We start from the raw sequence: 26,123 nt of genomic DNA on the forward strand, positions 1-26,123 counted from the left end.
TAAACTTCCAGCTTCCCACCTCGAAACTTCAGCCTATTACACCAAGCTATTCCTATCCGAATAATTCAGTTTAAAAAAAATAAAAGTCATGATCGAAAAGGCAAGCAGCGAGCTTCCTCCATAGCTAAAGTAAGGCAGCGGAATACCAACTGTCGGGAAAAGGCCCATTACCATTCCTAAATTGATCGTAAAGTGCATTAATAGGATCGAAGCAAAGCAATATCCGAAAACACGGTTAAATGCTGATTTCTGCTGTTCTGCGAGATAATAAATCCGGCCGATGAAGACCAAGTAACAGAGAATAAGGACGGCACTTCCAACAAAGCCCCACTCTTCACCCACTGTACAAAAAATATAATCGGTTTCCTGCTCAGGAACGAATTTTCCCTGTGTTACGGAACCTTCACGATAACCTTTTCCAAAAAGCCCACCGGAACCTATCGCAGTTTTTGAGTATAATAAATTATATCCAGACGTATCTCTGAACGCTTTTTCGCCTTTATATAAAACTTCAATTCTTTCTCTCTGGTGTTTTGGAAGCTTTTCTAAAATCTTTGGTGATGCAAAAGCTAATCCGCACAATAAAACAACAGAACCAACAATTCCGGAAATAGAAATAATATTCCAGGACATTTTATAGTAATTCATAGCAATCCAACCTCCGATAATGAGGACAATGGCTCCAGCTACATAAATTGGATTTATCGCTAAAGAAATCAGGAAAACACCCGCAAAAAGAAATCCTATCCCGAATAGTAATCCGCTCAATCCCTCACGATACAACGCAATGAAAAAAGCAATGAAAACCAACATTGATCCTACATCCGGAATCATCAAAACTACTGCCGCCGGAATTCCTACAATGGCAAGTGTAGTATAAAGAGATTTTTTATTACTTAAATTAAATTCTGGCCCGGAAACATAATTGGCAAGCATTAATGCTGTTCCTATTTTCGCAAATTCCACCGGCTGCATCGTAAAACTCCCAAATTTGTACCAGTTTTTCTGCCCAAGAATTTCTTTACCAAAAGGGAAAAGCCCGATAAGAAGTAAAACACCGCCAATGTATATAATTGCTGACATGTTTTCGAAGAATTTGCTTCTTCCCACGAAAATTATTAATCCTACAAACAAAGAAATACAGAAGAAAATCAATTGCTTTTCTCCTAACTTGTGGTCAACACTGTAGATATTTGCAATGGCAAAAATGCAAAGCAGGAAATACAGGCCGAGACCCAATTTATCTATTCCTTCAGCCCATTTCATTACTTTGTTGATTTTGTATTTTTATTATTCTTTGTTTCAATATCTATCTGTTTCTGCAGCTTTGCCTTTTGTTGCTTAATAAAATCCAAGCTGTCCTGAATCCTTTTTTGCTTTATAGAATCTTCTTTCGGATCTTTATAAAGACCTTTACGCTTCAAATCAGCAATCCATTGACGTTTGTATTCAGGCATAAAGCTGGAGGTTGTCATCTTTTTGTAAAGATGTTCACGCTTCAGATCTCCTGTGATATATTTTTCAGCAATTACAGTCGCTGCAGGACCTGCCCAAGTCGCCCCGAAACCTGCATGCTCCATTACCGCAGCCACAACAATTCTCGGTTTGTCTGCAGGTGCTATCAGCACAAAGATAGAGTTATCTTTCCCTTGTGGAACCTGTGCTGTACCCGTTTTTGCCAACTGTGTAAAATCATTTGATTTCAAACCATGCGCCGTACCTCTCAAAACTACAGCTTCCATACCTTTCAGTACCGGTTCAAAATGTTTCGGATCAACAAGTGTTTTATGTTTTGTCTTAAATCTTTTATCAGGATTCGGTTTTCCATCAATGGATTTTACGATATGTGGAGTGTAATACCAACCTTTATTAGCGATGGCTGCAACATAATTGGCCAATTGAAGCGGAGTAACCAAAACATCTCCCTGCCCCATTCCGTTGAAGACAGCCCCGGTAGCTAAAGGGTCCCAGTTTTTAGGGTCTTTTTTCGAACCGCTTGCCTTCAGAATAGATTGCATTCTTTTTTCATAGAATTCACCGGAAGGAATTCTACCCTTTGCTCCTACCGCAAAGTCGTTGTTCAGAAACTCTCCTACACCAAAGCTACTCATGATTTTCTTCCATTCGTCCACTCCTTTTGAGGGATTTCCCGGATATTTGTTTATAATCGCTAAATAAGCGTAAGAAAAGTAGCAGTTACTGGAAATCTGAATCGCGGGAATCAAGGGATCTGCTCCACCATGCCCTTTAATTCTTAATCCTCTATAATTGAATCCGCCACCACAGGGGAAAATCGTGTTTTCATCCATCACTCCCATCTGCATTGCCGCTAAAGCGGTTAACAATTTAAAAGTAGACCCCGGAGGGTAAGCTGCCTGAAGCGATCTGTCGAAAGTAGGCTGATTGTCGTAAATAGTATCTTTTGAAAGAGCGTATAAATTTTTAGATTTATTTGGGCCTGTAAATAAGTTCGGATCAATATCCGGTCCGGTGGCTGCAACAAGAACTTCACCGTTATTCGGGTCTATTGCAACAATTGCTCCGTGTTTGTTGACCAACATTTCTTCGGCCATTCTCTGAAGATCGTAATCAATGGTTAAAGTAAGATCTTTTCCGGTAACCACATCCTTATCCAGAGATCCGTTTTTATAAGAACCTATATTTCGAAGCTTGATGTCTTTTTGAATATACTTCATTCCTTTTATCCCACGAAGTTCTTTTTCATACGACTTTTCAACGCCGGTTTTCCCGATGAAATCGCCTGGTAAATAATAGGTTGAGTCTTTTTTAATTTCCCTCTCATTTACTTCACTGGTATATCCCAAAAGGTTTCCGGAAGTAGAAACTTCATATTGACGCTGAGGTCTCTGAACAATACTGAAAGCAGGATATTTAAATATAATTTCCTGGACTCTCGCAATATCTTCCCTGCTCAAATCCTTCATAAAAGTCATCGGGTTCAGCTTGGAATAATATTTTTCTTTTTTAATAAGCTGAATTCTTTTGATAAAATCATCCTTTGTAATTCTCATTAAACTACAAAAGCCAAGGGTGTCAAAATCCGGTTTCATCAAAGCCTGAGTGAAAGAAATTTCATAGGCAGGCTGGTTCCCCACGAGGATTTTACCGTTACGATCAAAAATCACCCCTCTTTGTGGAATTACATATTCAATTTTAATGGAAGTATTCGCTGCATTTAAAGCATAACGATCAGTTAATAACTGCAAATATGCAAGTCTCGCCACGAAAATCAAGGCGATAATAACGAGAATGGAAAAAATTTTTAAATAACGTGTGTTCAAACTTTTTGTTTGATTTTAAATATTAATGCATACATAACTATAAATATAAACGAAATTATACTCGTTACCAATACATTAAATAATATTTCAAAAAATCTACTAAACTTAAAGAACTCTATATATTGTACTAAAAGCTGATGTAAAAAGATACTCGAGAATAAAAACAATAAAAACTGCCCCCATTGAAGGGACTGAAAAGAGAAAAAATCTGTGGAAGTATCCGTAGAAGTTCTGAAAATCAAGGTTCTGAAGTAAGCGATCAGGGTTGTTGCAAAAGCATTGATCCCGCCCTCGTTCAGGAACATATCGATTGATAGTCCTATCAGAAAACTTAAAGCCAGAAACTGAAATTTATTTCTAAAAAAGGGATAAAACATGACAAATACAGGATACAGCACCGGAGTGTATTTCCCGAAAATAGTGACCCTGTTCAATACAAATATTTGTAATGCAACCAGGAAAATCATGATTAATATGTCGGTAAATAAAGTTCTGCTAATCATTTTCCTTATTTATTACGGCTTGCATTGTATCCTGAATTTTTTGCACCTCAGCTTTTTTAAGATTCTTAACAACGAAAACTTTTTGCAAAGCTCCCATTTTTTCACTTAATTCCACTGAGATATCCCAGAATCCTGTTTTATTATCAACGGAGTAGCCCGCTACAGTTCCTATCATTACGCCTTTAGGGAAAATTGCTGATTTCCCGTCTGTTACAACAGTATCACCAACTTTCAAAGCAACATATTTGGGAATATCCGCCAGGTGCATTACTCTGGAATTATCCCCATTCCAGGTAAGTGTTCCAAAATAGCCTGAGCTTTTTAAAGAAGCATTAATCCTGATTCTATTAACACTCAAAACCGATTGTACCAATGAGTAGCTATCCGTAGAATTGATCACAATTCCCGCAATACCTCTCGGAGCCATTACCCCCATCTGAGGAAATACCCCGTCTCGTCTGCCCCGGTTGATTGTAAAGTAATTATTTCGTCTGTTAATACTGTTGAAAACAATTTCTCCATCCACGAATGTATAGATTTGTCCGCCTCCCAGCGTATCATGAACTTTTCTGAACTGAGGATTTGCAGCGCCCTGTTTTCCGTAAAGCTCAACCATTAAAGCCTTGTTTTGAGCAACAAGATCTTCATTAATCTGCTTTAGTTTCAAATAAGAAACACCCTCATCAATATACCCTGAAACCCAGGAATTGAACGCGGCAGTCTGGCCGGCAATCCAGGATCTTTGCATGGCATTTTTAGAGAATATCAGAACCAGAGCAATGATTTGCAGGAATATAAAGAAGACAAAAAGCGCGTTCTTCGAAAATAATCTCAGCAAAAATCCCATTCAGATGTGTTCGTAAAAAGGTTAGAATTATTTAATCAGGAAATTGAATTTATCCATATTCTTAAGCGCAATACCCGTTCCGCGAACTACAGCTCTCAACGGATCCTCTGCAACAAATACAGGAAGACCGGTTTTCTTGTGTAATCTGTCCGCAAGACCTCTCAATAAAGCACCACCACCAGCAAGATATATACCGGTTTTGTAAATATCAGCAGCCAATTCCGGAGGCGTAAGAGAAAGTGTTTCCATTACGGCATCTTCAATTCTGATGATAGATTTGTCTAATGCACGGGCAATTTCTTTGTACCCAACCATAATTTCTTTCGGCTTACCTGTGATAAGGTCTCTACCCTGTACCGGAATATCTTCAATATCAACATCTAAATCTTCAACGGCAGAACCTACTTCGATTTTGATTCTTTCTGCAGTTCTTTCCCCGATGTAAAGATTATGGTGAGTTCTTAGGTAATAAGCAATATCATTGGTAAATACATCACCTGCAATTTTCACAGATTTGTCGCAAACGATACCTCCTAGAGCTACCACCGCAATTTCCGTAGTACCACCGCCTATGTCGATAATCATGTTACCTTCAGGCTTTTGAACGTCGATTCCAACCCCGATTGCAGCAGCCATTGGCTCATAAATCAACCGTACTTCTTTTGCATTTACTTTCTGAGCAGAATCTCTTACCGCTCTTTTTTCAACTTCAGTGATACCGGAAGGAATACAGATCACAATTCTCAAGGCAGGCTGAATAAATTTGCCTTTAATACCAGGAATTTTTTTGATAAATTCTTTAATCATGTGCTCAGAAGCGTGGAAATCTGCGATTACCCCATCTTTCAACGGACGAATCGTTTTGATATCCTCGTGAGTTTTACCCTGCATATGTTTTGCCTGCTCACCGACGGCAATCGGCCTACCCGTAGAACGTTCAATTGCAACAATTGACGGCTGATCTATAACAATTTTATTATTATGGATGATAAGGGTGTTGGCAGTACCAAGGTCTATCGCAATTTCTTGCGTAAACATATCGAATAAACTCATATTTTCCTTCTGATTTTTTAAAGATTTACAAAGATATAAATTTAAGACTACTAAAGAAATTCCGTAAGCATATAATTTGGTTAAAATTTTATTAAAGTTTTCAACAATCCATTAACTTTTATTTTAAGTATTTATCACATAAAATTCAATTAAAATTAAGGGGATTGGCGGCTGGAAGCGGGATGGTGGAAGATGGAAATTTTTCTGAGGTCACAGTATATTTTGCTTACGAATGATAAACCTTAAAATTTTTAACATTTGACTCAAATCTAAGAGCAAAAGCTTAACATAAAAATGCTAAACTATTTTTAATTATTTAGAACCATCCCAAAATAGTTATTTACGATAATTATCATATACAGTATCAGAGAACGAATTGCTAAAAAAAATGTAAATTTGCCACGCTTATGTTACAGTATTCCAACATACATCAAACGTCGAATTTTGCCGTACTTTCCATTAGCTTTGAAAAGGCTGATGTAGAAACGAGGGGGAAGTTTGCGTTCTTTGATGAAAATATCAAAAGCTTTGTGACCCGGATTCATGACGAGGATTTAGGGGATGCATTTGTGGTTTCTACCTGTAACAGAACCGAAATTTATACCACTTCTCCCAATTATCTTTTAGTAGCTGAAGAATATTGTAAAACCATTGGAGTCAATTTGATGGATTTTTTACAGTTTGCTAATATTTTAACCAAAGAAGAAGCCTTAACACATTTATTCAGAGTGGCGGCCGGCCTGGAAAGCCAGATTATCGGGGATTTTGAAATTATCGGGCAAATCAAAAAAGCATATAGCCGTTTCAAAAAAGAAAGGCAAAATTCTAATCCTTATTTGGAAAGAGCGATTAATTCTGCGATTCAGATTTCGAAAAGAATTAAAAATGAAACCGGGATTTCCAACGGTGCAGCTTCTGTTTCTTATGCTGCGGTTCATTATATTTTAAATAATCAAAAAAGGATTACTGAAAAAAATATTCTTTTGCTGGGTGTTGGTGAAATCGGACAAAATACAGTTGAAAATCTGGTAAAACACGTTTATCAGCCAAAAATTAAAATCGCCAACCGAACAAAGGAAAAAGCTGCAAAAATTTCTGAAAAATATAATATTCCTAATATTGATTACACAGAATTTGATAAAGAGCTGAAAAATACAGACATTCTCATCGTAGCAACCGGAGCCAAACACCCGATCGTCAACAAATCCCATTTCCCGAACGGAAAGGAAACGCTTGTTATCGACCTTTCGATTCCGCATAATGTTGAAAAAAATGTAACGGAAAACGAAAATGTAACGTTGATTGATGTTGATGAGCTTTCAAAACAGATTCAGGAAACCATTCAGCAGAGAGAAAAAGAAATTCCGAAGGCTGAAAAAATCATTAAGGAAATGACAAAAGATTTCCTTGAATGGGAAAAAAAGAGAAAACTGGCTCCCAATATTCATCATTTCAAAGCGGTTCTAAAGAATATGGAACGTAATGAAATGCACAATTTTTACAAAAAAAATAAATACATAAACATCACGGACATGGAACTTTCCGATAAAATGATTCAGAAAATTACCAACCGTTTTGCAAAATATATAATAGATAATCCGTTAAAAGCCGAAGAAATTAGTAAATTAATGCACGAAATATTAGTTGAACAACCAAACAACGAATTCAATGAAAAGCATTAGAATCGGAACAAGAAATTCCGCACTTGCACTTTGGCAGGCAAGAGAAGTTGCGAGACATCTTCAGAACAATAATTATTTAACGGAAATTGTACCCATCGTATCTTCGGGGGATAAAAATCTTACTCAACCCCTTTATTCTTTGGGAATCACCGGGATTTTTACGAGAGATCTTGATGTCGCATTACTGAATGACGAGATTGATATCGCCGTACATTCTTTAAAAGACGTTCCTACTGTTTTACCTGAAAATATTGAGATGATTTCTTATCTGGAAAGAGATTTTCCACATGACGTTCTGATCAGAAAAGAATCTGCACAGAATAAGGAATTCCACGAACTGAAACTAGCGACAAGCAGCCTAAGAAGGAGAGCTTTTTGGCTGAAAAACTTCCCACAAGCTGAATTTTCTGACATTCGTGGAAATATACAGACACGCCTTCAGAAGCTTGAAGAAGGAGATTTTGATGCCACTATTTTATCTTTAGCCGGAATCAAAAGGATGAAAATGGACATCGATTACGAAATGCTGCCGTTCTTAATTCCTGCCGCATCACAGGGCGTAATTGCTGTTGCGGGACACTCTGAAAAGACAGAAATCAACGAAGTTGTAAGGCAGTTTACCAATCACACAAAAACGCAAATCTGCGTAGAAATCGAAAGAAGCTTTTTAAATACTCTGGAGGGAGGTTGTACTGCACCCATTGGAGCTTTTGCAGAGATTTTTGATGACCAGATCCGTTTCAAAGCGGCTCTTTGTTCGCTGGATGGTAGAAACTGTATCGCTACCGATGAGAATTTCGTTTATGAAGAAGGAGAAAATTATGGAAAGAAATTTGCGAAAATTGTTCTCGAAAACGGCGGAAAAGAATTGATGGCAGAAATTAAAAACCAACTTTAGATTTAATTAATTCTAAATTTTGGATTTTAAACTTTAGATTATTAGCTTAAATCCTCAGCTTTTCTCAAATGTAAGAAACATGAAAATCTTATTTACTAATAATATAGACCCATCTGTGATATCCGGAGAGTTAGGAGAGGATATTCTGGTTGATTGTGTTGAGGTAATTAAGACCAATCCTATAAAAGTAAATCCATTTGATTTAAGAGATTGCTCTTTGATTTTTACAAGCGTAAATGGCGTTGACGCTTTCTTTAAGAATCATTTTAAACCCAACGAAAATTTTACTTCAAAAAATTACAATAAAATCTATTGTGTTGGCGAAAAAACAAAACGGGAAATAAGAAAACACGGTTTCGGGACTTTTAAAGTTTTGAAAAATGCAGATACGCTCTCCAGGTTTATTATTGATAACTGCCAACATGAAAAATTCCTACATTTCTGTGGAAATATAGCATTGGACGTTCTGGATCACAATCTTCCCCTTCAAAATATAAAGTATAAAAAAATTACGGTTTACAATACTGAGGAACTCAATCCTCTGATAACTGAAAAATATCATGCGGCTGTTTTTTTTAGTCCGAGCGGAGTTCGTAGCTTTGCAAAGCAAAATTTTTTTGGTGATATGACGCTTTATTCCATCGGGGAAACAACAACTGATGAACTTAAAAAGTATACCTCAAAACCGGTTTTAACTTCTCATGGGAATACGTTGGCATCTATTTTGGAATTGATGCGGAAACAATTAAAAAAAACATAAAAATGAAAAAATTAACACTTTTATTTATCAGTTTGTTATTTATTTTTTCCTGCTCATCCAGAAGTACATTCAACCCGAATGATCCCAATGTAGTTTATTCTGAAGCTCATAATTACTACATGGGTAAAATGGATAATGAAGAAGTTATTTCTAAAAAAATTACCTCTTTCAAAGAATTCAGCAGCCTTTTTGCTATGGAGCCAAAAATAGGTAAAGACGGATATGCGCTTTCAGATGGAAAACCAACACAAATTGATTTTTCAAAGAATAATGTAGTTGCATTAATTGCTCCTCAATCTTTTAAGAATAAGGAAATTGTAGTCAATAACATTGTGAAAGATCAAGGAAATATAATTGTCAGATATTCAATAAAAGACAAAACAGTAACCTCTACAACTAGTCATTTTAATCCTTTTAAAATACTTATTATTGATAAAAGGTACGATGGCAATATCAGTTTAAATAAATTATGATTAAAAACGACCTGTATTTAAAAGCGCTTCGCGGAGAAACCGTGGAAAGACCGCCCGTTTGGATGATGAGACAAGCCGGAAGATATCTGCCGGAATTCATTGCTCTTCGTGACAAATTTGATTTTTTCACAAGATGTCAGACCCCGGAACTGGCTTCAGAAATCACTGTACAGCCTATCAGAAGGTATCCTTTGGATGCTGCGATTTTGTTCTCTGATATCCTGGTGGTTCCTCAGGCGATGGGAATTGATTTTAAGATGAAGGAAAATGTTGGCCCGTGGTTGGATAATCCGATAAGAACGCTGGAACAGGTTCAAAATGTTATAGTTCCTGATGTGAACGATACATTAGGGTATGTTTTTGATGCCATTGAACTGACTTTGCAGAAATTAGACAATGAAATTCCGTTGATCGGTTTTGCAGGTTCTCCATGGACGATTCTTTGCTACTGTGTGGAAGGAAAAGGAAGTAAAGCTTTTGATATTGCGAAATCTTTCTGTTTCCAACAGCCGGAAGCAGCGCATTTATTACTTCAGAAAATTACAGATACTACGATTGCTTATTTGAAGAGAAAAGTTGAAAAAGGAGTTTCTGCGGTTCAGGTTTTTGATTCCTGGGGCGGAATGCTTTCTCCGTCTGATTATCAGGAGTTTTCTTGGAAATATATCAGCCAGATTGTTGAAGCCTTAAGTCCATTGACACACGTTGTTGTTTTTGGGAAGGGTTGCTGGTTTGCTTTAGAGGAAATGACTCAGTCTCCGGTTTCTGCTTTGGGTGTTGACTGGACGATTAAGCCCGAGTTTGCAAGAACGTTGACCAATCATACTATGACCTTGCAGGGTAATTTTGATCCGGCAAGATTACATTCTACCCCTGAAACGATTAAAAAAATGGTGAATGAAATGATCAACCGTTTCGGGAAAGACCGATATATAGCCAATCTGGGACATGGAATTTTGCCTAATATTCCTTTGGAAAATGCAGAGGCGTTTATCAGAGCGGTGGTGGATTGGAAACCGAATAATTAATTTTGTTTTCTCCCACAAATCTCACATATTTACACTGATTTACAGTATGTTGATCATTTCGCAGGAATGCAGGCTTAGCTTAAAAATTGTATAAAATGTCGAGATTCCTACGGAATGACAAATTTTATGCAGACTTATATATAAAATAAGATTTAACTTAAAATAAAAATCCCTTTCAGGAATTGAAAGGGATTTTCTATGAGTAAATATTGAATTAGGAATTACGATAACATTCGTTGCGCTTTCTTTACGCCTTCCACAAGAAGATCAATCTCATCGAAAGTATTATAAACCGCAAAACTAGCTCTTACCGTTCCTGCAATATTGAAAAATTCCATGATGGGTTGTGTACAGTGATGGCCGGTTCTCACGGCAATTCCCATTTTATCAAGGATCATTCCTACATCGGAAGAGATTCCTACATTTTCCAGATTAAAAGAAACTACACCCGTTCTTTTTGCCTTTTCACCGTAAATTTTTATTCCATCCAGTTCCAGAAGCTTCTTTTGAGCATATTCTAATAAAGCGTTTTCGTGACTTTGGATATTAGCCTGTCCAATTTCCTGAATAAAATCAACTGCGGCTCCCAACGCAATATTCCCTCCTACATTTGGCGTTCCGGCTTCATATTTAAAAGGTAATGCGGCATAAGTTGTCCCATCAAAAGAACAAGTGGCAATCATCTCTCCTCCCCCATGAAATGGTGGCAAATCCTCAAGAATTCCCTGTTTTCCATATAAAATTCCCGTTCCCATGGGAGCATACATTTTATGTCCTGAAAAAACAAAGAAATCGCAGTCGAGTTTCTGAACATCAATAGTGAAGTGTGGAGCGGATTGTGCACCGTCTATTACGATATAAGCATCCGTATTTTTTCTTGTTCTTGCTATAATTTCCTCGATCGGGTTTACAATTCCCAATGCATTTGAAACCTGATTAAAAGAAACAACCTTCGTTTTTTCACTTAAAAACTGATCCAAATAATCAAGCTGCAAAATTCCGTTTTCATCAATGGGAATGACTTTTAATTTTGCTCCCGTCCTTTCACAAAGCAATTGCCATGGAACAATATTGGAATGGTGTTCCAGATAAGAAATAATAATTTCATCGTCTTTTTTTAATTTTTGAGTTAAAATATAAGCGATAAGGTTTAATCCTTCTGTAGTTCCTTTTGTGAAAATTACTTCAAAATCATGCTTAGCATTAATGAATTTCTGGATTTTCCTTCTGGAAAGCTCCATCTCTTCGGTAGCTAATTGACTTAAAGTATGAATTCCTCTATGTACGTTCGCATTAAGATCTGTGTAATATTGATTCCAAACTTCTAAAACTGAGTTGGGTTTCTGTGATGTCGCCGCATTGTCTAAGTAAACCAACGGCTTACCATTCACCTGCCTGTCTAATATAGTAAACTGACTTCTGATTTCCTGAATGTCAAACATTTATTAAATTTTTAAATTAAACGCTCTTATTTAGAACACTTCAAATTTACGGCTTTTTTTCGGATTCTTGTTGCAAGATAATTGATACAAAGATTCGATGGATTTATGTGAAATTCTTTCAACGCTAAAGGTCGCTATAAATGGATAATTTAATTGTAAGTATTTTTCGTTCGCAAAGCCGTTCACTTATAAAAGGACACTAAAATTTTTGACCTGATATTATTTACTTTTAATCATAAAAAAAACCTGCCAAATACATTGACAGGTTTTATATTATTTAATAAGCAATTCTTATTCAGCTGCTGTTTCTTCCGCTGCCGGAGCGGCTCCTTCTGCTGCAACTTCTTCTTCATCATCGTCATCTGCCACTGCACCACCTTTCATTGCATTTCTAGACATCTTAACAGCTACTACAACTGCATTGTCCGGGTGCATGAAAGAATATCCTTCAGTTTTGATTGCTCCAATGTAAAGTTTGTTACCGATTTTTAATGGAGTAACATCTACAACTACCTCATCAGGTAAGTTTGCAGGGATTGCTTTTACTTTCAGTTTTCTGAAAGACTGACGTAAAACACCACCAGCTACAACACCTTTAGAACGACCTGTAATTCTTACAGGAACTTCCATAACAACTGGCTTATCTTCAGATAACTGATAGAAGTCTGCGTGAAGAATTTTATCTGTAATCGGGTGGAACTGAATGTCCTGAAGAACAGCCGGAATTGTTTGACCATCAACCTCAATAGATACCGTGTGTGCTTCAGGAGTATATACCAAACCTTTGAATGCTCTCTCTTCTGCAGAGAAATTCAATGGCTCGCCACCTCCGTAAACAACACAAGGAACTAATTCAGCATCACGTAAAGCTTTTGTAGACTTTTTGCCCACGTTTTCTCTTTTTGTACCTTGAATTGTAATAGATTTCATTTATAAAAATTTAAAAAATTATTTTGATTTAAGCTTGCAAAATTCTGAAAATCAATTAGATAATAAACTTACTACTAATTGACTGGTGCTCATGCACCATCTTCATAACGTCTGCAAATAATGCGGCGCAAGATAGCACTTTTATTTTAGATGACAAATTATTTTTCACAGGAATTGAGTCAGTTACAATTACTTCCAACAATTTTGAGTTCTCAATATTCTCATACGCTTTCCCTGAAAGTACTCCGTGAGTTGCCATTGCTCTTACTGATTTTGCTCCTTTTTCCATTAGGATGTCTGCAGCCTTGCAAAGCGTTCCTGCCGTATCGATCATGTCATCAATAAGAATTACATTTTTACCTTCTACATCCCCGATAAGGAACATTTCTTCTACAACGTTTGCTTTTTTTCTTTCTTTATAAGCAATTACTACATCAGCACCAAGGTGACCGGCATAGTTTTTTGCTCTTTTTGCACCTCCCATATCCGGAGAAGCGATGGTAAGATCTTCCAGATTAAGATCTCTGATGTAATCTACAAAAATTGTAGATGCATACAAATGATCTACCGGAATCTCAAAGAATCCCTGGATCTGATCTGCGTGAAGATCCATCGTCATGATTCTCGTTGCTCCTGCGGCTGTCAAAAGATTGGCAACCAATTTTGCGCCGATTGGCGCTCTTGGTTTGTCTTTTCTGTCTTGTCTTGCAAGCCCGAAGTAAGGAAGTACGACTGTAATGCTTTTAGCAGAAGCTCTTTTCGCAGCATCAATCATTAGAAGAAGTTCCAAAAGATTGTCTGCTGGAGGGAATGTAGATCCAATTAAGAAAACTCTTCCTCCTCTTACAGATTCGTCCAAAACAGGCTCAAACTCCCCGTCGCTGAACTCCTGAAAGTTGATTTTTCCTAATTCCTGCCCATAATACTGGGCAATTTTCTCTGCCAAGTCCTTACTCGTCCTTGTACAAAATAGATAACTTAACTGATCGGCCATTTTTACTTTTTAAAGATTTTGCAAATTTAAAAAAAAACCACAAGAATCTGTCTTGTGGTTTCTAAGTTTTTATTTATCTAAATATTATGGGAACTTTACCCCCGAATATTTATTGGCATCTACCTGTGGAAGGGTAGATTTATATTTCATATTAATCGCTTTGATAAATTCATTGGCAACAATTGCGTATCCTCTTCCTGTAAGGTGAACCCCATCAAGAGAGAAAGCTCCTCCACTCACGAATTTAGCGGTGTATTTTACACCATCAAATGTAATTCCTGATTTTCCATTAAGCTCAACCATTTTAGAATTAGCATCTACAAAAGCCAGCCCGTAAGAATCAGCAAGCGTTTTTATAGAACCATTATAAGCATCGATAGCCGTTTTTACGCTAGCTGCTTCTGTTTTTGTTAATACATGTTGATTTTGTAACGGATAAGAAATTCCATAAACATTCACAGGAGACGGTGCTCCAGGTGCCGTACTTGCAATCACTGAGCTTGATGTAAGAAGAATATAATCTTCTGATGTTGCCTGTCTTGCCTGCCCGAAAATCTGTCCGAAAGCTGTTGCAGTTGGCAATCCTAAAGAAGGTGTCAAGGCTGCGGTAAGCTGTGGAGCAAGATTCGTAAGAGATTCATCTTTAATTAAAACAGGATTATTAGACGTAGAAGAAAGTAAATTAATTCTATCTCCGGCTCCGAAAGCAGTAAGTGCCTGTTTTAGCGGACCATACAAGCTTGTATTAAGTGTTGTAAGATTTGTTCCTAAAGCCGCAGGCGTCAAAGGATTGTAAGGAACGGTTGTAAAGAAAGGAATTGAAGTAACATAAGGAACGTTTGCAATAACTCCTTTTGTAGTTCCAACGCTTTTTAAACCATCTAAAACTCCTTTAATAGAACCAGCCACCACATTCGGGTCTGAAATATCATTGGACTTATAAGTTGCCGGATTTGTATTTCCTGTCTGAACTGTCGCCGCAGTATACGTTGTAACACCTCCTACCGTCTGAGAGTTTGTCCCTCCACTTGTAGCATATAATAATACATCATTACTTCCTATCCAAAGAGAGAAAAATGTAGGCGTCTGAGACATCGCATCAGCCAAAACAGTAGTGGTAGCAGAAGATGCAAATCTTACAAAATAAGGATTCGCAGTTCCTAAAGCAAGCCCTGCCATACTTCCGTATCCAGGTGCTACCAAATGATAAGATTTTGCTCCCGGAACTCCCATATTTTGATAAGGTCTCCCTGCGGCTACATTATCCAATGCTCCTCCCGGCGCACTTGGAACAGGACTTAAAGCCCCATTAACTACCTGAAGGTTAAGCTTTCCGGCAAAACCCGGAAGGTTATTGAAACCTCCAATATTATTTGGCATTAACGGTTGTTTAAAATCTCCTCCTCCTGCAAGTTTCATTTGCTGAGCAATCATTGATGGATATGATTCATTTTGTCCGTCAACATACAGAGCGCCGTCTCTATAACCCGAGGTCAGGGAATTTCCCAGTGCAATATATCTAGAAAAATTTGCTTCTCCGGAAGTTACCACAACATCTTTTACATCTGTATCGAAATCATTTTCGCAGCTCGTTGTAAAAAGAAGAGCAGAAATAGCGAATGTAGAAATTATAATTTTTTTCATAGTCTGTCAATTAAAAAGGGTTATAAGATAAACCTAAACCTAAATAGAACGCTGTAGCCTTAGCCTGTCCGTAGAAACCAAGACCGGCATTCTTCACATCTCTTGCCTGTGGCATTGCATATCCTGCCGCAATATCAACCCCGAATTGTTTTAGCTTAAATCCAACCCCACCCGTTACAACATACGTATTGAATGAAGGTGTTTCCGGGATAAAATTCTCATCAGTATAAGGAGATTCATCATAATAAGCTCCCAAACGTCCGTAGATCATATTAGTGAATGCATATTGAGTTCCCAATCTGAATGTTTTAGAATTTCTAAAGTTTTTAGGCGAAACCAAAACCGTAGGATCTGCCTGATTTCCAACAGGAGCATTCTCGAAATCCAGGGTCAGCCTGCCATATCTTTCCCATCCGTGGTAGTTGAAATCTGCTGAAACCAACCATTTCGGAGTGATTTTATATGTTAAACCAATAGTATATTCTTCCACTAAAGGTAATGTTGCTGTAAAATTGTCTGTTCCAGTTGCAGGATCCAATCCCAGCAAAGGATAAATAGAAGCAGACGGGAATTTAAAGGTAGCTTTACCGTTTTTAGCTTTCATATCAACGGGTGAACGGTACGCAATACTCACATCAAGTTTTGGATCAGGTCTGAAATAAAACCCGAAGCCATATCCGTGGCCGCTTGCTTTTTCATCCTTAATATTAAGCTCGCCTCCAAATTGAGTTACCGCTTTATCCCAATTCACTTTTCCTCTCGCATAAATATAGCTTGCCCCGAAAGCCAGCCAGTCATTAAATTTATAGGAAACCATTGGTTGGAAGTAAAAACTTTTCAGCTCAAGCTTTTGTACCATTTCTTTACCTTCCCAATCATTCGGCCATTCGATAGTACTCCCGAAAGGTGTTGAAAAGCTGAACCCGATTGACAATTTATCTATCGGTTTATAAGCAATCGCAGCATAAATGGGTGTTCCCATCGGGTTATCAGTTTCAGTACTCTGTAAAGTATTTAAATTCTGAAAAGTAACTTTATTACTCGCTCCAAACCCTCCCGCAACGATGCTTAGTTTCGAGGGAATGAATGACATACCCGCAGGGTTAAAGAATGCCACACTTGCATCTTCAGCATGCGCACTGGTGTGTGCCATCGCCAATTGTTTCACCCCCTGGAGAGAAACCCTGAAGCCTCCCGCGTAAGATAAAACCCCTGCCAATAATGCAGTTGATACTAATATTTTTTTCATAGACTATTATTAATAGTATCAAATATAAAATTATTTTGGTTACTCCTGTTAATAAATCATAAATTTTTAAACAATATGAACAAAGAAAACTATGTTTAAAATAACACTTTCACAAAAATCTTCTTAAATCAATTGGTATTAGATATTTAACAGAGATTAAGTTAAGAATATTAAATTTTGTTTAATCTTAAACACCCGAATTACTTAATATTTGATTATTTTAGACCACATAAAGATAAAAATCATAAATTTGCAAGATTAAATATATAATATATGAGTTGTGGATGTAAAACATCCGGCGATTCTGCACATTCTTGCGGACCCAAGAAAACCGCGAATGGCTGTGAAAATGTAAATACCTGTGGTAATAGTTATAAATTAAGTGTTTTTGACTGGCTTTCTAACATCAACAATCCCGCATCAAACAGATGTGATTATGTGGAAGTTAGATTTAAAAATGACAGAAAATCGTTTTTTAAAAATGTAAATAATGTTCCTTTACATATAGGTAGCGTAGTAACAGTAGAATCGAGTCCCGGACACGATGTAGGTGTGGTAAGTCTCACCGGAGAATTGGTAAAGATTCAGATGAAAAAGAAGAAATTTCCTGAAGAATCTGCCCTAAAAATATACAGACAGGCCAACCAGAAAGATCTGGAAGTTTGGCAGGAAGCAAGAAAAAAAGAAGATAATGTAAAATTAGAAGCCCGAAAAATCGCTCACAGATTAGGTCTCGAAATGAAGATCACGGATGTTGAGTATCAAGGAGATGCTTCGAAGGTTACGTTTTATTATACCGCTGAAAACCGTGTGGATTTCAGACAGTTGATTAAGGATTATGCTGCTGCTTTCAGAACGAAAATCGACATGAAGCAGATTGGTTTCAGACAGGAAGCTGCCAAAGTAGGCGGAATTGGGTCTTGTGGAAGAGAGCTTTGCTGCTCAACCTGGTTGACAGATTTCAGATCTGTGAACACGAATGTTGCGAGATATCAGCAATTAAGCATTAATCCTCAGAAGCTTGCAGGACAGTGTGGAAAACTTAAATGTTGTCTTAATTATGAATTAGACAGCTATCTTGATGCGTTGAGCGACTTTCCTTCTTCTTCAACAACGTTGGACACGGAAAAAGGAAGAGCTTTTTGTATTAAAATTGATGTTTTCAAAAAGAAAATGTGGTTTGCCTACGTAGACAGCTCTATGGCGTGGTATGATTTTGATATTGATTTGGTGAAAAAATTAATAGCAAAAAACAAACGTGGCGAGAAAACCCTGCCTCTTGAAGAACTGAGACAGCCAGATGCATCATTTGTAAGCATCGACCTGATACAGGAGAATAATGTTGACAGATTCGAGAAGAAAAACAGGGGTAATAATAACAAAAACAGGAATCAGAACAGACCAAATAACAATCAGAACAGTCAAAGCCAGGGCCAAAAGAGAAATAACAGCAGGCCGGAAAGACAAGACCATACTGATAAAGGTGAAAAGTCTCCTCAAAGACAGGAAAGGCCACAAAACCCGAATGCAAATTCTAATAATCAGCCAAGACAGCAAAAGCCTCAACAGCCAAAAGCCCAACTGGAGAAAGTAGATGCCGCATCTGGTTCTGACGCCGAAAAAAAACCAAACCCAAATAAAAAGAAATTCAAAAAGAAGTTTCCTCCAAAAAAAGATAACAATGCGTAAAATTTTAGGGTTATTTACTCTTATTCTTTTCTTTAGCTGTAATTCTTCCTCGGAAGGAGAAGTTATCATGAATTCCGTTGATAATAAGTGGAATAAGAAAAGTGAACAAAAATTTAATCTTGAAATTTCAGATCCGCAAAATCCTAAAAATATTATATTTGTTGTAAGAAATAATAGTGATTATCCTTACAGCAATGTGAGATTTATTGTCAATTTCACCGATCTTCAAAGTAAGAAAAAACAAACTGATACGTTGAATTATGTATTGGCAAAGCCCAACGGGGAATGGCTTGGTACAGGATTTGGTGACACGAAGGAAACTTTATTTCAGTATAAACTAAATTATAAATTTCCGGCAAAAGGAAAATATGAAATCGGTGTGACTCAGGCAATGAGAAACGACAACCTTCCGGGAATTGAAGACATTGGAGTAAAAATTGAAACGGCTAAACCGTAATCATAAATGGAAGAAAACAAAAAAAGCACAGGAAACAAAGGGAAAACTTTCCCTCTTCCTCCCAAAAAGAAAAATACTGCTTGGAAAAAATGGGTCAGATTCATCTGGATTGGGCTCATTGCTGTGATTTTAGGAATTTCAGGTCTTTTCTTTGCCGTTTCTCAAGGTTTTCTTGGAGAAATGCCTGATGTAAAAGAGCTTGAAAACCCCGATATTTATGTCGCCTCTGAAATTTACTCTTCAGACGGTGTTTTATTAGGGAAATTTGAAAAGGAAAAAACGCAGCCTGTTATCTATAAAGAACTTCCACCTTATCTTGTATACGCTTTACAAGCAAAAGAAGATGAGCGTTTTAAAGAACATTCCGGAATCGACCTGCAGTCTGTTGCCAGAGCGGTTGTCTACGGAGGTGGACGAGGCGGTGGTTCTACCATTACCCAACAGCTGGCAAAGCTGCTTTTTACAAACGGAGCTTCTCAGAATAAAATTGAAAGAGCCTTCCAAAAGCTCAAAGAATGGATCGTTGCCGTAAGTCTTGAGAAAAGATATACTAAAGAAGAAATTGTTACTTTATATTTCAACAAATTCGACTTTTTATATAATGCCAACGGTATTGAAATGGCGTCGAGAGTTTATTTTAACAAAAAAACCTCCCAGCTTACCTTACCCGAAGCCGCAATGTTTGTAGCGATGCTGGAAAACCCAGTAAAAAACAACCCAATGAGAAATCCTGAAAGAGCGAAAGCAAGAAGGGATGTTGTGTTGGAACAGATGCTAAAAACGGGGTATATTGATCAGGCTACTTACGAAAAAGGAGTTTCGACACCGATTACCCTGGATTATCACCCAATCAAAAATATTAATGATGATTATTCTGCGTATTATAAGTTTTACTTAAAAAAGGAAATCGATAATTATCTTAAAGATTACGAAAAAGAAAACGGTAAAAAATTAAACCTTTATAAAGACGGTTTAAAAATATATGTTACTCTTGACTCCAAAATGCAGAAATATGCAGAAGATGCTATCAGGGAACACCTTACTGATCTTCAGAAAAGATTTGATGCAGAGCAAAGAGGCAGAAAAAACTGGCCTTTCTATTATCTTAATGACAAGCAAATTAATAGTCTGATGCTTCAGGCCATGAAGAGAACCGGACGTTACAAGCAGTTGAAGGCGGCAGGTGTTTCTGAAGATTCTATTATGATGGAGTTCAAAAAACCGGTCAAAACATCGCGTTTTACTTGGGCAGGAGAAGAGGAAGTGGAAATGTCTCCTTGGGATTCTATCAGATGGCATAAGAAAGTGGCTCAGGCGGGTCTGATGTCAATGGTTCCGGGAACAGGTGAGATCAAAGCCTGGGTTGGAGGTATCGATTGGCAGCACTTCCAATATGACCACATCAAGCAAGGAAAAAGACAGGTAGGATCAACATTCAAGCCTTTCGTATATGCAACTGCAATCATGAAATTAGGAATGACACCTTGTTCTGTGGTTTCTAATGCAAGTTTTAATAAAGGAACCTATCACGTTCCTGGACGAGGAGGAATGCTTACCTTAAAAGATGCTTTGGCGCATTCTCAAAACCCGGTAGCTTTACGTCTTGCAGAAATGACAGGCACGCAAAGTGTAATACAGACCGCAAGAGATCTGGGAGTGACGGAAGATATTTCGACAAGTTTACCAATGGCTTTAGGTTCATCAGACATTACGATCTACGAAATGGTAGGAGCTTACAGTACTTTTGCCAATTATGGTAACTACAACAAGCCGGAAATGATCTGGAGAATTGAAGATGCAAACGGTAGAGTAATCAAAGAAGTAAACGTAGAGCCGAAAGAAGTAATGAACCCAATGTACGCTTACACCATGATCGAATTGATGAAAGGGGTGGCGCAATATGGTACAGCTTCCGGAGAGCTTGGCAGAAAAGGTATATCAAAAGATGTGGAAATTGCAGGTAAAACCGGTACTACACAGAACAACTCGGACGGTTGGTTTATGGGGATTGTTCCGAAACTGGCAACAGGAGCCTGGGTAGGATGGGAAGACAGGGCAACCCACTTCTTCGGAACCGGCGAAGGTCAGGGTGCGAAAATGGCACTCCCAATTTGGGCAATTTTCATGAAAAAAGTCTGGGCGGATAAAACATTAGGCATTTCACCTGACGATAAATTCGTAAAACCTTCGGAATGGAAAGACGGATGCTCAGATCTTAAAGGATTAAGCTCAGGGTACGGAGATGACGGAGGATTGCAGACCATCGACGAAATCAAAAATCCGAAACCGGTGGAGCCTACTACTCCAAAAAATAATTCAGGTAAAAAAGAAGAAAATGTCAATGAAAACTTGAACACAAGTGAAGATATTGACTTTAATAATAAATAACTTCTCTTTTAGAAATATACAAGACCTTTCAATCATTTGGAAGGTCTTTCTTTTATAATTAATATCTTTGATATATGAATATTGATAAAATTGAACAACCCTTTATAAAAATATTTCCGGGAGACTTTTCCGGCAACCCAATGCAGAGAAATACTCCGAAAGTCTTGTTTGCAACGATTGATCCTGTTGGTTTTGACCACCCGAAATTAATTGCATTTAATGAAACACTTTCAGAAGAAATCGGGCTTGGAAAATTTGAGGAAAAAGACCTTGACTTTTTAGTCGGAAACAACCTTCCTGAAAATATTAAAACATATTCTACGGCTTACGCAGGACATCAATTCGGGAATTGGGCGGGGCAATTAGGAGACGGAAGAGCAATTCTCGCCGGTGAGATCACCAATAATTCGGGACAGAAAACCGAGATCCAATGGAAAGGCGCCGGAGCAACACCTTATTCCAGACACGCAGACGGCCGAGCTGTTTTGCGATCATCCGTCCGTGAATATATGATGAGTGAAGCCATGTTTCATCTAAATATTCCCACAACCAGAGCTTTAAGTTTGGCTTTTACCGGAGAAGATGTAGTGAGAGATATGATGTATAATGGGAATCCGCAGAATGAACAAGGAGCCGTAGTTGTTAGAACAGCAGACAGTTTTTTACGTTTCGGTCATTTTGAGTTGATGTCGGCTCAAGGAGAATATAAAACATTGCAGGATCTTGCTGATTTTACCATTAAAAATTATTTTAAGGAAATCACTTCAGAAGGTGTTCAGAAATATAAAGACTTTTTTGAAAATGTTTCCCGAAGAACCGCTGATCTTATGGTTGAATGGTATCGTGTAGGTTTTGTCCACGGGGTGATGAATACAGATAACATGTCGATTCTCGGTTTGACAATTGATTACGGACCTTATTCTATGATGGATGAATACAATCTCAATTTCACCCCCAACACAACCGATTTGCCGGGAAGAAGGTATGCCTTCGGAAAACAAGGACAAATTTCTCAATGGAATCTTTGGCAGCTGGCCAACGCACTTCACCCTTTAATTCAGGATGAAAAGTTTTTGGAAGATGTTTTGAATGATTACGGCAGCTATTTCTGGGAATCTCATGATAAAATGCTTTGTAAAAAATTTGGTTTTGACCGATTATTAAAAAGTGACGAGCAGTTTTTTACCAATTGGCAGGGACTGATGCAGGAACTTCAGTTGGATTATACCCTATTTTTTAATCAGCTTGGAAAGTATGATGATCAGGCCGATCTTAAGACACAGTTTGAAAATGTTTCCTACACTTTTCTGGATGATGAAAAATCATCAAAGCTTGAAGATTTTATGACAAATTATCAATTAAGATTAAAAGAAAACGAAATTTCGAGAGAGCAATCATTAGATTTAATGAAAAAAACAAATCCGATGTTTATCTTGAGAAATTATCTTTTGTTTCAATGTATCGAAGAAATTAACGATGGCAAAATCGAAATGCTGGAGAAATTAACAAAAGCATTAGAGAACCCTTATGAAGAAATTTACCCTGAATTTTCAGTAAAAAGACCTTCCAACTATGACGATATTTCAGGATGCTCGATGCTTTCTTGCAGTTCTTAAGTTAAAATTTGTAAATAATTAACTTTAACATGCTAAATGATTGTTATTTTTCTTTTTTTAATTACTTTTACAAAAAAAAGTTACTATGAAAAGAATTTTACTATCTGCAAGTCTATTGCTTACTATGTCATTAGTAAATGCTCAAACTGTTTTATTAGATGAGGGATTTGAATCCTACACAAATTTTGCAATTACAGGATTTGGAAGCTGGCAAACGTTAGATCTTGATGGTCTTGATACTTATACAGGAGGAGGTCCTGTAGTTGGAGGAACAACAACGTGGAGTGCCAATTGGGCTAATGCAGGTGGCCCTATGGCTTTTCAAATATTTAATCTTTCAGCAAGTAATGCAACAAACAATGCAACATCAATTCCAGGTGTTGATGAAGAAGTAAGAAATTTTTCTCCACATGGAGGTCTGAAATGCGCGGTATCATGGGCGGGAGTTCCTGATGGCGGAGTCAATGCAAACAATGACTGGCTGATCACTCCAGTAGTAAATCTGGGAGCAACTAATAATGTATTAACATTATGGGTTAAAGCTCTTTCTCCAGCCTTTATAGAAAATTATAAAATTGGTGTTTATACAGGTACTGGTACACCAACTACTGCCTCTAATTTCACAATTATCTCCGGAACGGCTGCTCTTACTGCACCTTATGCTGCATGGCAACAAGTTACTTACGATCTAAATGCTTATGCAGGTCAAAATATCCGAGTAGGAATCCAATATATGGCATCAGACAAATATATGTTTATGGTTGATGATGTTAAAATTACTACCGGAACAGCTCTTGCTACTAATGAAGTTGGAACTAAAACAAAATCAGTAAGCATCTACCCTAACCCTACAAAAGGAGAAATCAATATCAAAACTGATAAAAAGATCAAGTCTTCTACTGTAGTGGATATGGCCGGAAGATCTCTGATAAAAACAAATGCTGAAAAATCAGATCTTTCATTACTTCCAAAAGGAACTTATTTAATGCAAGTTGAGTTCACAGACGGAACTTCATCTTCTGAAAAAATTATCAAAGAATAATATCACTCACGATATATTTAAATGAAACTCACCTCAATGGTGAGTTTTTTATTTTATTTTTGCAGAAACTTTTAGCGCGTGTCAAAGTTCAAAACAAAATTCGTTGATTTTTTTAAGTTAATTTTTCCTTCAACAGGTCTTGAGCTTGTTGTTTTTCTTTTCTTTTTAGTTTGTTACGGATATTTAGGCTCATATATTGCCATCCATTACAAGATAATTTTTGATGATAGGATTCCTTATGACGCATATTTCAGCTTTGACAATCGGGCAATTGTACTCTCTGGCGGAAGCGTTGAAAGACATCCGTTCTCATATTATTTTTTCAATTGGATTCGAGGATTAGCTTTATTTTTTTCACATGGAAAGATGGATGGAAATTTCCGTTTTGCTTTGGCCTGGTTCAGCAATATCACAGTGAGTCTGAGTGTTCTTCAGATTTTTAAATATTTAAAAAATATTATTAAACTACCCTTAGTTCTTAATTTTTTATTGATCTTATTTTTCGGAGCTTTTTCGACTACGCTTTTACTTTCTTTTACTCCTGAGAACTTTACTTATACTCTATTTTTACTGACTTTATTTCATCATTATGCTGCAATAAAATTAAAGAAAGAACAAAAAATCCCAGCCTTGGCATTAGCCTTTTCCGGAATTTCTGTCGGAGGAATTACGATCACAAATATTGCAAAGATTTTCATTCCCATTGCTTTTGAAAAAGATATATTTAAGAATTGGAAAAAATTTGGGAATGCTGTTTTGAGAGTACTTTTTACGATCATTTGTTTTGTCCTGCTATACCTGAACAGACTTGATTTTAAGTATAAACAAATTTTCAACAAAACCAGTGAGCAGTATGAAAAATTTTCCAGCGTAAAATCCACCCCTACCTGGGATATGATTCTCTCCTATTTTTTTGGAGGAAATATTTTATTCTCAAATTTTATTATCAGAGACAAACACAACACACAAGGGTTTGATTACAAGGGCATTATAATGGATGTTTATTCTTCATGGGGACCTTATATTTTCATTCTCATTTTATTAATTTTAATTTTTTGGAGCTATTTCAGAAACTTCAAAAATAAATTAGTTCAGGTAATTATGATTTCATTTCTGATGGATATTATCATCCATTGTATCATGAAATTCGGGCTTCATACGGCTTATATTTACGGGGGTCATTTTGTTTTTGTTTACCCACTGCTTTTGGGTTGGCTCTTTTATTCATACAAGGAATCACCAAAAATGTTATCTTTTCTGACGGCTGTTTTCTGCATCCTTTTTATCTATTTAATAACCAACAATTACCTGAGAATGACCGAATTTTTCTGGTTCTTGAACAAGTATTATTAAATTTATATTAAATAAAAAAAGCCGAGAAAAATTCTCAGCTCAATTTTTATACCTTAGATTAAATTTTTACTTTGCTTCAGCACAGAAAATCCTGTATTGTATCGCAATTGCCGATTTAAAATACTCACGTACTCTCGCAAGATCAGAAGCTGCACTTTGTTTCGTAAAGTAGCTTCCGGCAAGGATTTTATAGTTGGGTCTCAACGAAGCATCAGTTTCAACTTTCAGATTTGGGAATCTTTTTCTGAAATAAGACTTCACTTCATTGGCTTCCTCATTACTTTTTACTGTTGTAATCTGGATTTTATATCCTAAAATCCTTGGATTTTTTCTACAAATCTCTGCATTGGTCAGTTCTCTGTTCGGAACATAGATTTTTGTAGGTTTTGAAGCTGTATAATTTTCATCATTATCCCTGATACCCGCTGGTGAAGGTCCCCTGGAACACTTTTCCTCTAGGTTTTCCAAGGCACCATTTACCTTAGAATCCATAGTCATTACGAGCTCTGTCCCGGACAATGTATCCTTTTTGACAATCTGTTGAGCATCAACATTATAAAAACTAAATAATGATAATACTGAAATTATTTTGATTAAATTTCTCATTTAAACTTTGTTTCCGCAAATTTATATAAATTAAAAAATTATACCAAACATGGTTATTTAGAATCAATACAAATTAAACGTAAATGATATTTTCCCCTTTGGATATACCGTTAAATTCCTGTTAAATATATTATTTTTGCCGAATTGATTGAATGTTCAATATTTTA

General features: G+C 36.9%; 22 protein-coding genes. 11 read left to right on the forward strand and 11 right to left on the reverse strand.

Annotation, left to right across the window (positions count from 1 at the left end):
- Positions 1 to 36: 36 nt before the first annotated feature.
- The 5 genes from rodA to ATE47_RS16240 are packed head-to-tail and all read right to left on the reverse strand — an operon-like array spanning position 37 to position 5,705.
- Positions 37 to 1,266: a rod shape-determining protein RodA gene (rodA, locus tag ATE47_RS16220; protein ID WP_062162936.1), complete on the reverse strand. Its 1,230-nt coding sequence runs from the start codon at positions 1,264 to 1,266 to the stop codon at positions 37 to 39.
- On the reverse strand, positions 1,266 to 3,302 hold the full coding sequence (locus tag ATE47_RS16225) for a peptidoglycan D,D-transpeptidase FtsI family protein (protein ID WP_062162937.1): 2,037 nt from the start codon (positions 3,300 to 3,302) through the stop codon (positions 1,266 to 1,268). The genes rodA and ATE47_RS16225 overlap by 1 nt, the downstream gene beginning before the upstream one ends.
- Entirely contained in the window at positions 3,299 to 3,805 is a 507-nt protein-coding gene (locus ATE47_RS16230; protein WP_062162938.1) for a hypothetical protein, read from the reverse strand. The genes ATE47_RS16225 and ATE47_RS16230 overlap by 4 nt, the downstream gene beginning before the upstream one ends.
- Complete coding sequence (gene mreC / locus ATE47_RS16235; protein WP_062162939.1) at positions 3,798 to 4,652, reverse strand: rod shape-determining protein MreC; 855 nt, start codon at positions 4,650 to 4,652, stop codon at positions 3,798 to 3,800. The genes ATE47_RS16230 and mreC overlap by 8 nt, the downstream gene beginning before the upstream one ends.
- Before the next feature lie 27 nt (positions 4,653 to 4,679).
- The gene (locus tag ATE47_RS16240; RefSeq protein ID WP_027381028.1) at positions 4,680 to 5,705 is read right to left on the reverse strand and encodes a rod shape-determining protein; all 1,026 of its coding nucleotides are present in this window, start codon (positions 5,703 to 5,705) and stop codon (positions 4,680 to 4,682) included.
- 407 nt (positions 5,706 to 6,112) lie between these two features.
- Between ATE47_RS16240 and hemA the strand changes: the two genes are divergently transcribed.
- From hemA to hemE, 5 genes are all read left to right on the forward strand, one after another.
- Entirely contained in the window at positions 6,113 to 7,387 is a 1,275-nt protein-coding gene (gene hemA / locus ATE47_RS16245; RefSeq protein ID WP_062162940.1) for a glutamyl-tRNA reductase, read from the forward strand.
- Positions 7,374 to 8,285 (forward strand): hydroxymethylbilane synthase, encoded by a 912-nt coding sequence (hemC, locus tag ATE47_RS16250; protein WP_062162941.1) that lies wholly within the window; start codon positions 7,374 to 7,376, stop codon positions 8,283 to 8,285. The genes hemA and hemC overlap by 14 nt, the downstream gene beginning before the upstream one ends.
- Positions 8,286 to 8,364: 79 nt before the next feature.
- The gene (locus ATE47_RS16255; protein ID WP_062162942.1) at positions 8,365 to 9,045 is read left to right on the forward strand and encodes a uroporphyrinogen-III synthase; all 681 of its coding nucleotides are present in this window, start codon (positions 8,365 to 8,367) and stop codon (positions 9,043 to 9,045) included.
- 2 nt (positions 9,046 to 9,047) lie between these two features.
- Complete coding sequence (locus ATE47_RS16260) at positions 9,048 to 9,518, forward strand: hypothetical protein (protein WP_062162943.1); 471 nt, start codon at positions 9,048 to 9,050, stop codon at positions 9,516 to 9,518.
- Positions 9,515 to 10,546 carry a uroporphyrinogen decarboxylase gene (hemE, locus tag ATE47_RS16265; RefSeq protein WP_062162944.1) on the forward strand — a complete coding sequence of 344 codons (1,032 nt, stop codon included), beginning with the start codon at positions 9,515 to 9,517 and terminating at the stop codon, positions 10,544 to 10,546. Before ATE47_RS16260 ends, hemE begins: the two co-directional genes overlap by 4 nt.
- A gap of 221 nt (positions 10,547 to 10,767) precedes the next feature.
- On the opposite strand, the gene ATE47_RS16270 is transcribed toward hemE, so the two are convergent.
- From ATE47_RS16270 to ATE47_RS16290, 5 genes are all read right to left on the reverse strand, one after another.
- On the reverse strand, positions 10,768 to 11,988 hold the full coding sequence (locus tag ATE47_RS16270; protein ID WP_062162945.1) for an aminotransferase class V-fold PLP-dependent enzyme: 1,221 nt from the start codon (positions 11,986 to 11,988) through the stop codon (positions 10,768 to 10,770).
- Between the two features lie 291 nt (positions 11,989 to 12,279).
- Positions 12,280 to 12,918, reverse strand: a complete 639-nt coding sequence (locus ATE47_RS16275) for a 50S ribosomal protein L25/general stress protein Ctc (protein WP_062162946.1) — start codon at positions 12,916 to 12,918, stop codon at positions 12,280 to 12,282.
- Positions 12,919 to 12,973: 55 nt separating this feature from the next.
- Positions 12,974 to 13,912 (reverse strand): ribose-phosphate pyrophosphokinase, encoded by a 939-nt coding sequence (locus ATE47_RS16280; RefSeq protein ID WP_062162947.1) that lies wholly within the window; start codon positions 13,910 to 13,912, stop codon positions 12,974 to 12,976.
- A gap of 84 nt (positions 13,913 to 13,996) precedes the next feature.
- On the reverse strand, positions 13,997 to 15,556 hold the full coding sequence (locus tag ATE47_RS16285; protein ID WP_062162948.1) for a G-D-S-L family lipolytic protein: 1,560 nt from the start codon (positions 15,554 to 15,556) through the stop codon (positions 13,997 to 13,999).
- 10 nt (positions 15,557 to 15,566) lie between these two features.
- The gene (locus ATE47_RS16290; RefSeq protein WP_062162949.1) at positions 15,567 to 16,805 is read right to left on the reverse strand and encodes an OmpP1/FadL family transporter; all 1,239 of its coding nucleotides are present in this window, start codon (positions 16,803 to 16,805) and stop codon (positions 15,567 to 15,569) included.
- Between the two features lie 273 nt (positions 16,806 to 17,078).
- Here ATE47_RS16290 and ATE47_RS16295 point away from each other — a divergent pair, with 273 nt between their 5' ends.
- From ATE47_RS16295 to ATE47_RS16320, 6 genes are all read left to right on the forward strand, one after another.
- A complete protein-coding gene (locus tag ATE47_RS16295; protein ID WP_062162950.1) occupies positions 17,079 to 18,494 on the forward strand; it encodes a PSP1 domain-containing protein in 1,416 nt (471 codons plus the stop codon).
- On the forward strand, positions 18,487 to 18,951 hold the full coding sequence (locus tag ATE47_RS16300) for a gliding motility lipoprotein GldH (RefSeq protein WP_062162951.1): 465 nt from the start codon (positions 18,487 to 18,489) through the stop codon (positions 18,949 to 18,951). The genes ATE47_RS16295 and ATE47_RS16300 overlap by 8 nt, the downstream gene beginning before the upstream one ends.
- 6 nt (positions 18,952 to 18,957) lie before the next feature.
- On the forward strand, positions 18,958 to 21,339 hold the full coding sequence (locus tag ATE47_RS16305) for a penicillin-binding protein 1A (protein ID WP_062162952.1): 2,382 nt from the start codon (positions 18,958 to 18,960) through the stop codon (positions 21,337 to 21,339).
- 74 nt (positions 21,340 to 21,413) lie between these two features.
- Positions 21,414 to 22,955 carry a protein adenylyltransferase SelO gene (locus tag ATE47_RS16310; protein ID WP_062162953.1) on the forward strand — a complete coding sequence of 514 codons (1,542 nt, stop codon included), beginning with the start codon at positions 21,414 to 21,416 and terminating at the stop codon, positions 22,953 to 22,955.
- Between the two features lie 85 nt (positions 22,956 to 23,040).
- Positions 23,041 to 23,997, forward strand: coding sequence for a T9SS-dependent choice-of-anchor J family protein (locus ATE47_RS16315; protein WP_082632627.1), 957 nt, complete (start codon positions 23,041 to 23,043; stop codon positions 23,995 to 23,997).
- 78 nt (positions 23,998 to 24,075) lie between these two features.
- A complete protein-coding gene (locus ATE47_RS16320; protein WP_082632629.1) occupies positions 24,076 to 25,350 on the forward strand; it encodes a DUF6080 domain-containing protein in 1,275 nt (424 codons plus the stop codon).
- Positions 25,351 to 25,416: 66 nt separating this feature from the next.
- On the opposite strand, the gene ATE47_RS16325 is transcribed toward ATE47_RS16320, so the two are convergent.
- Positions 25,417 to 25,956 carry a hypothetical protein gene (locus tag ATE47_RS16325; protein WP_062162955.1) on the reverse strand — a complete coding sequence of 180 codons (540 nt, stop codon included), beginning with the start codon at positions 25,954 to 25,956 and terminating at the stop codon, positions 25,417 to 25,419.
- Positions 25,957 to 26,123 lie beyond the last annotated feature (167 nt).

The organism is Chryseobacterium sp. IHB B 17019, assembly GCF_001456155.1.
Classification (GTDB): Bacteria; Bacteroidota; Bacteroidia; order Flavobacteriales; family Weeksellaceae; genus Chryseobacterium.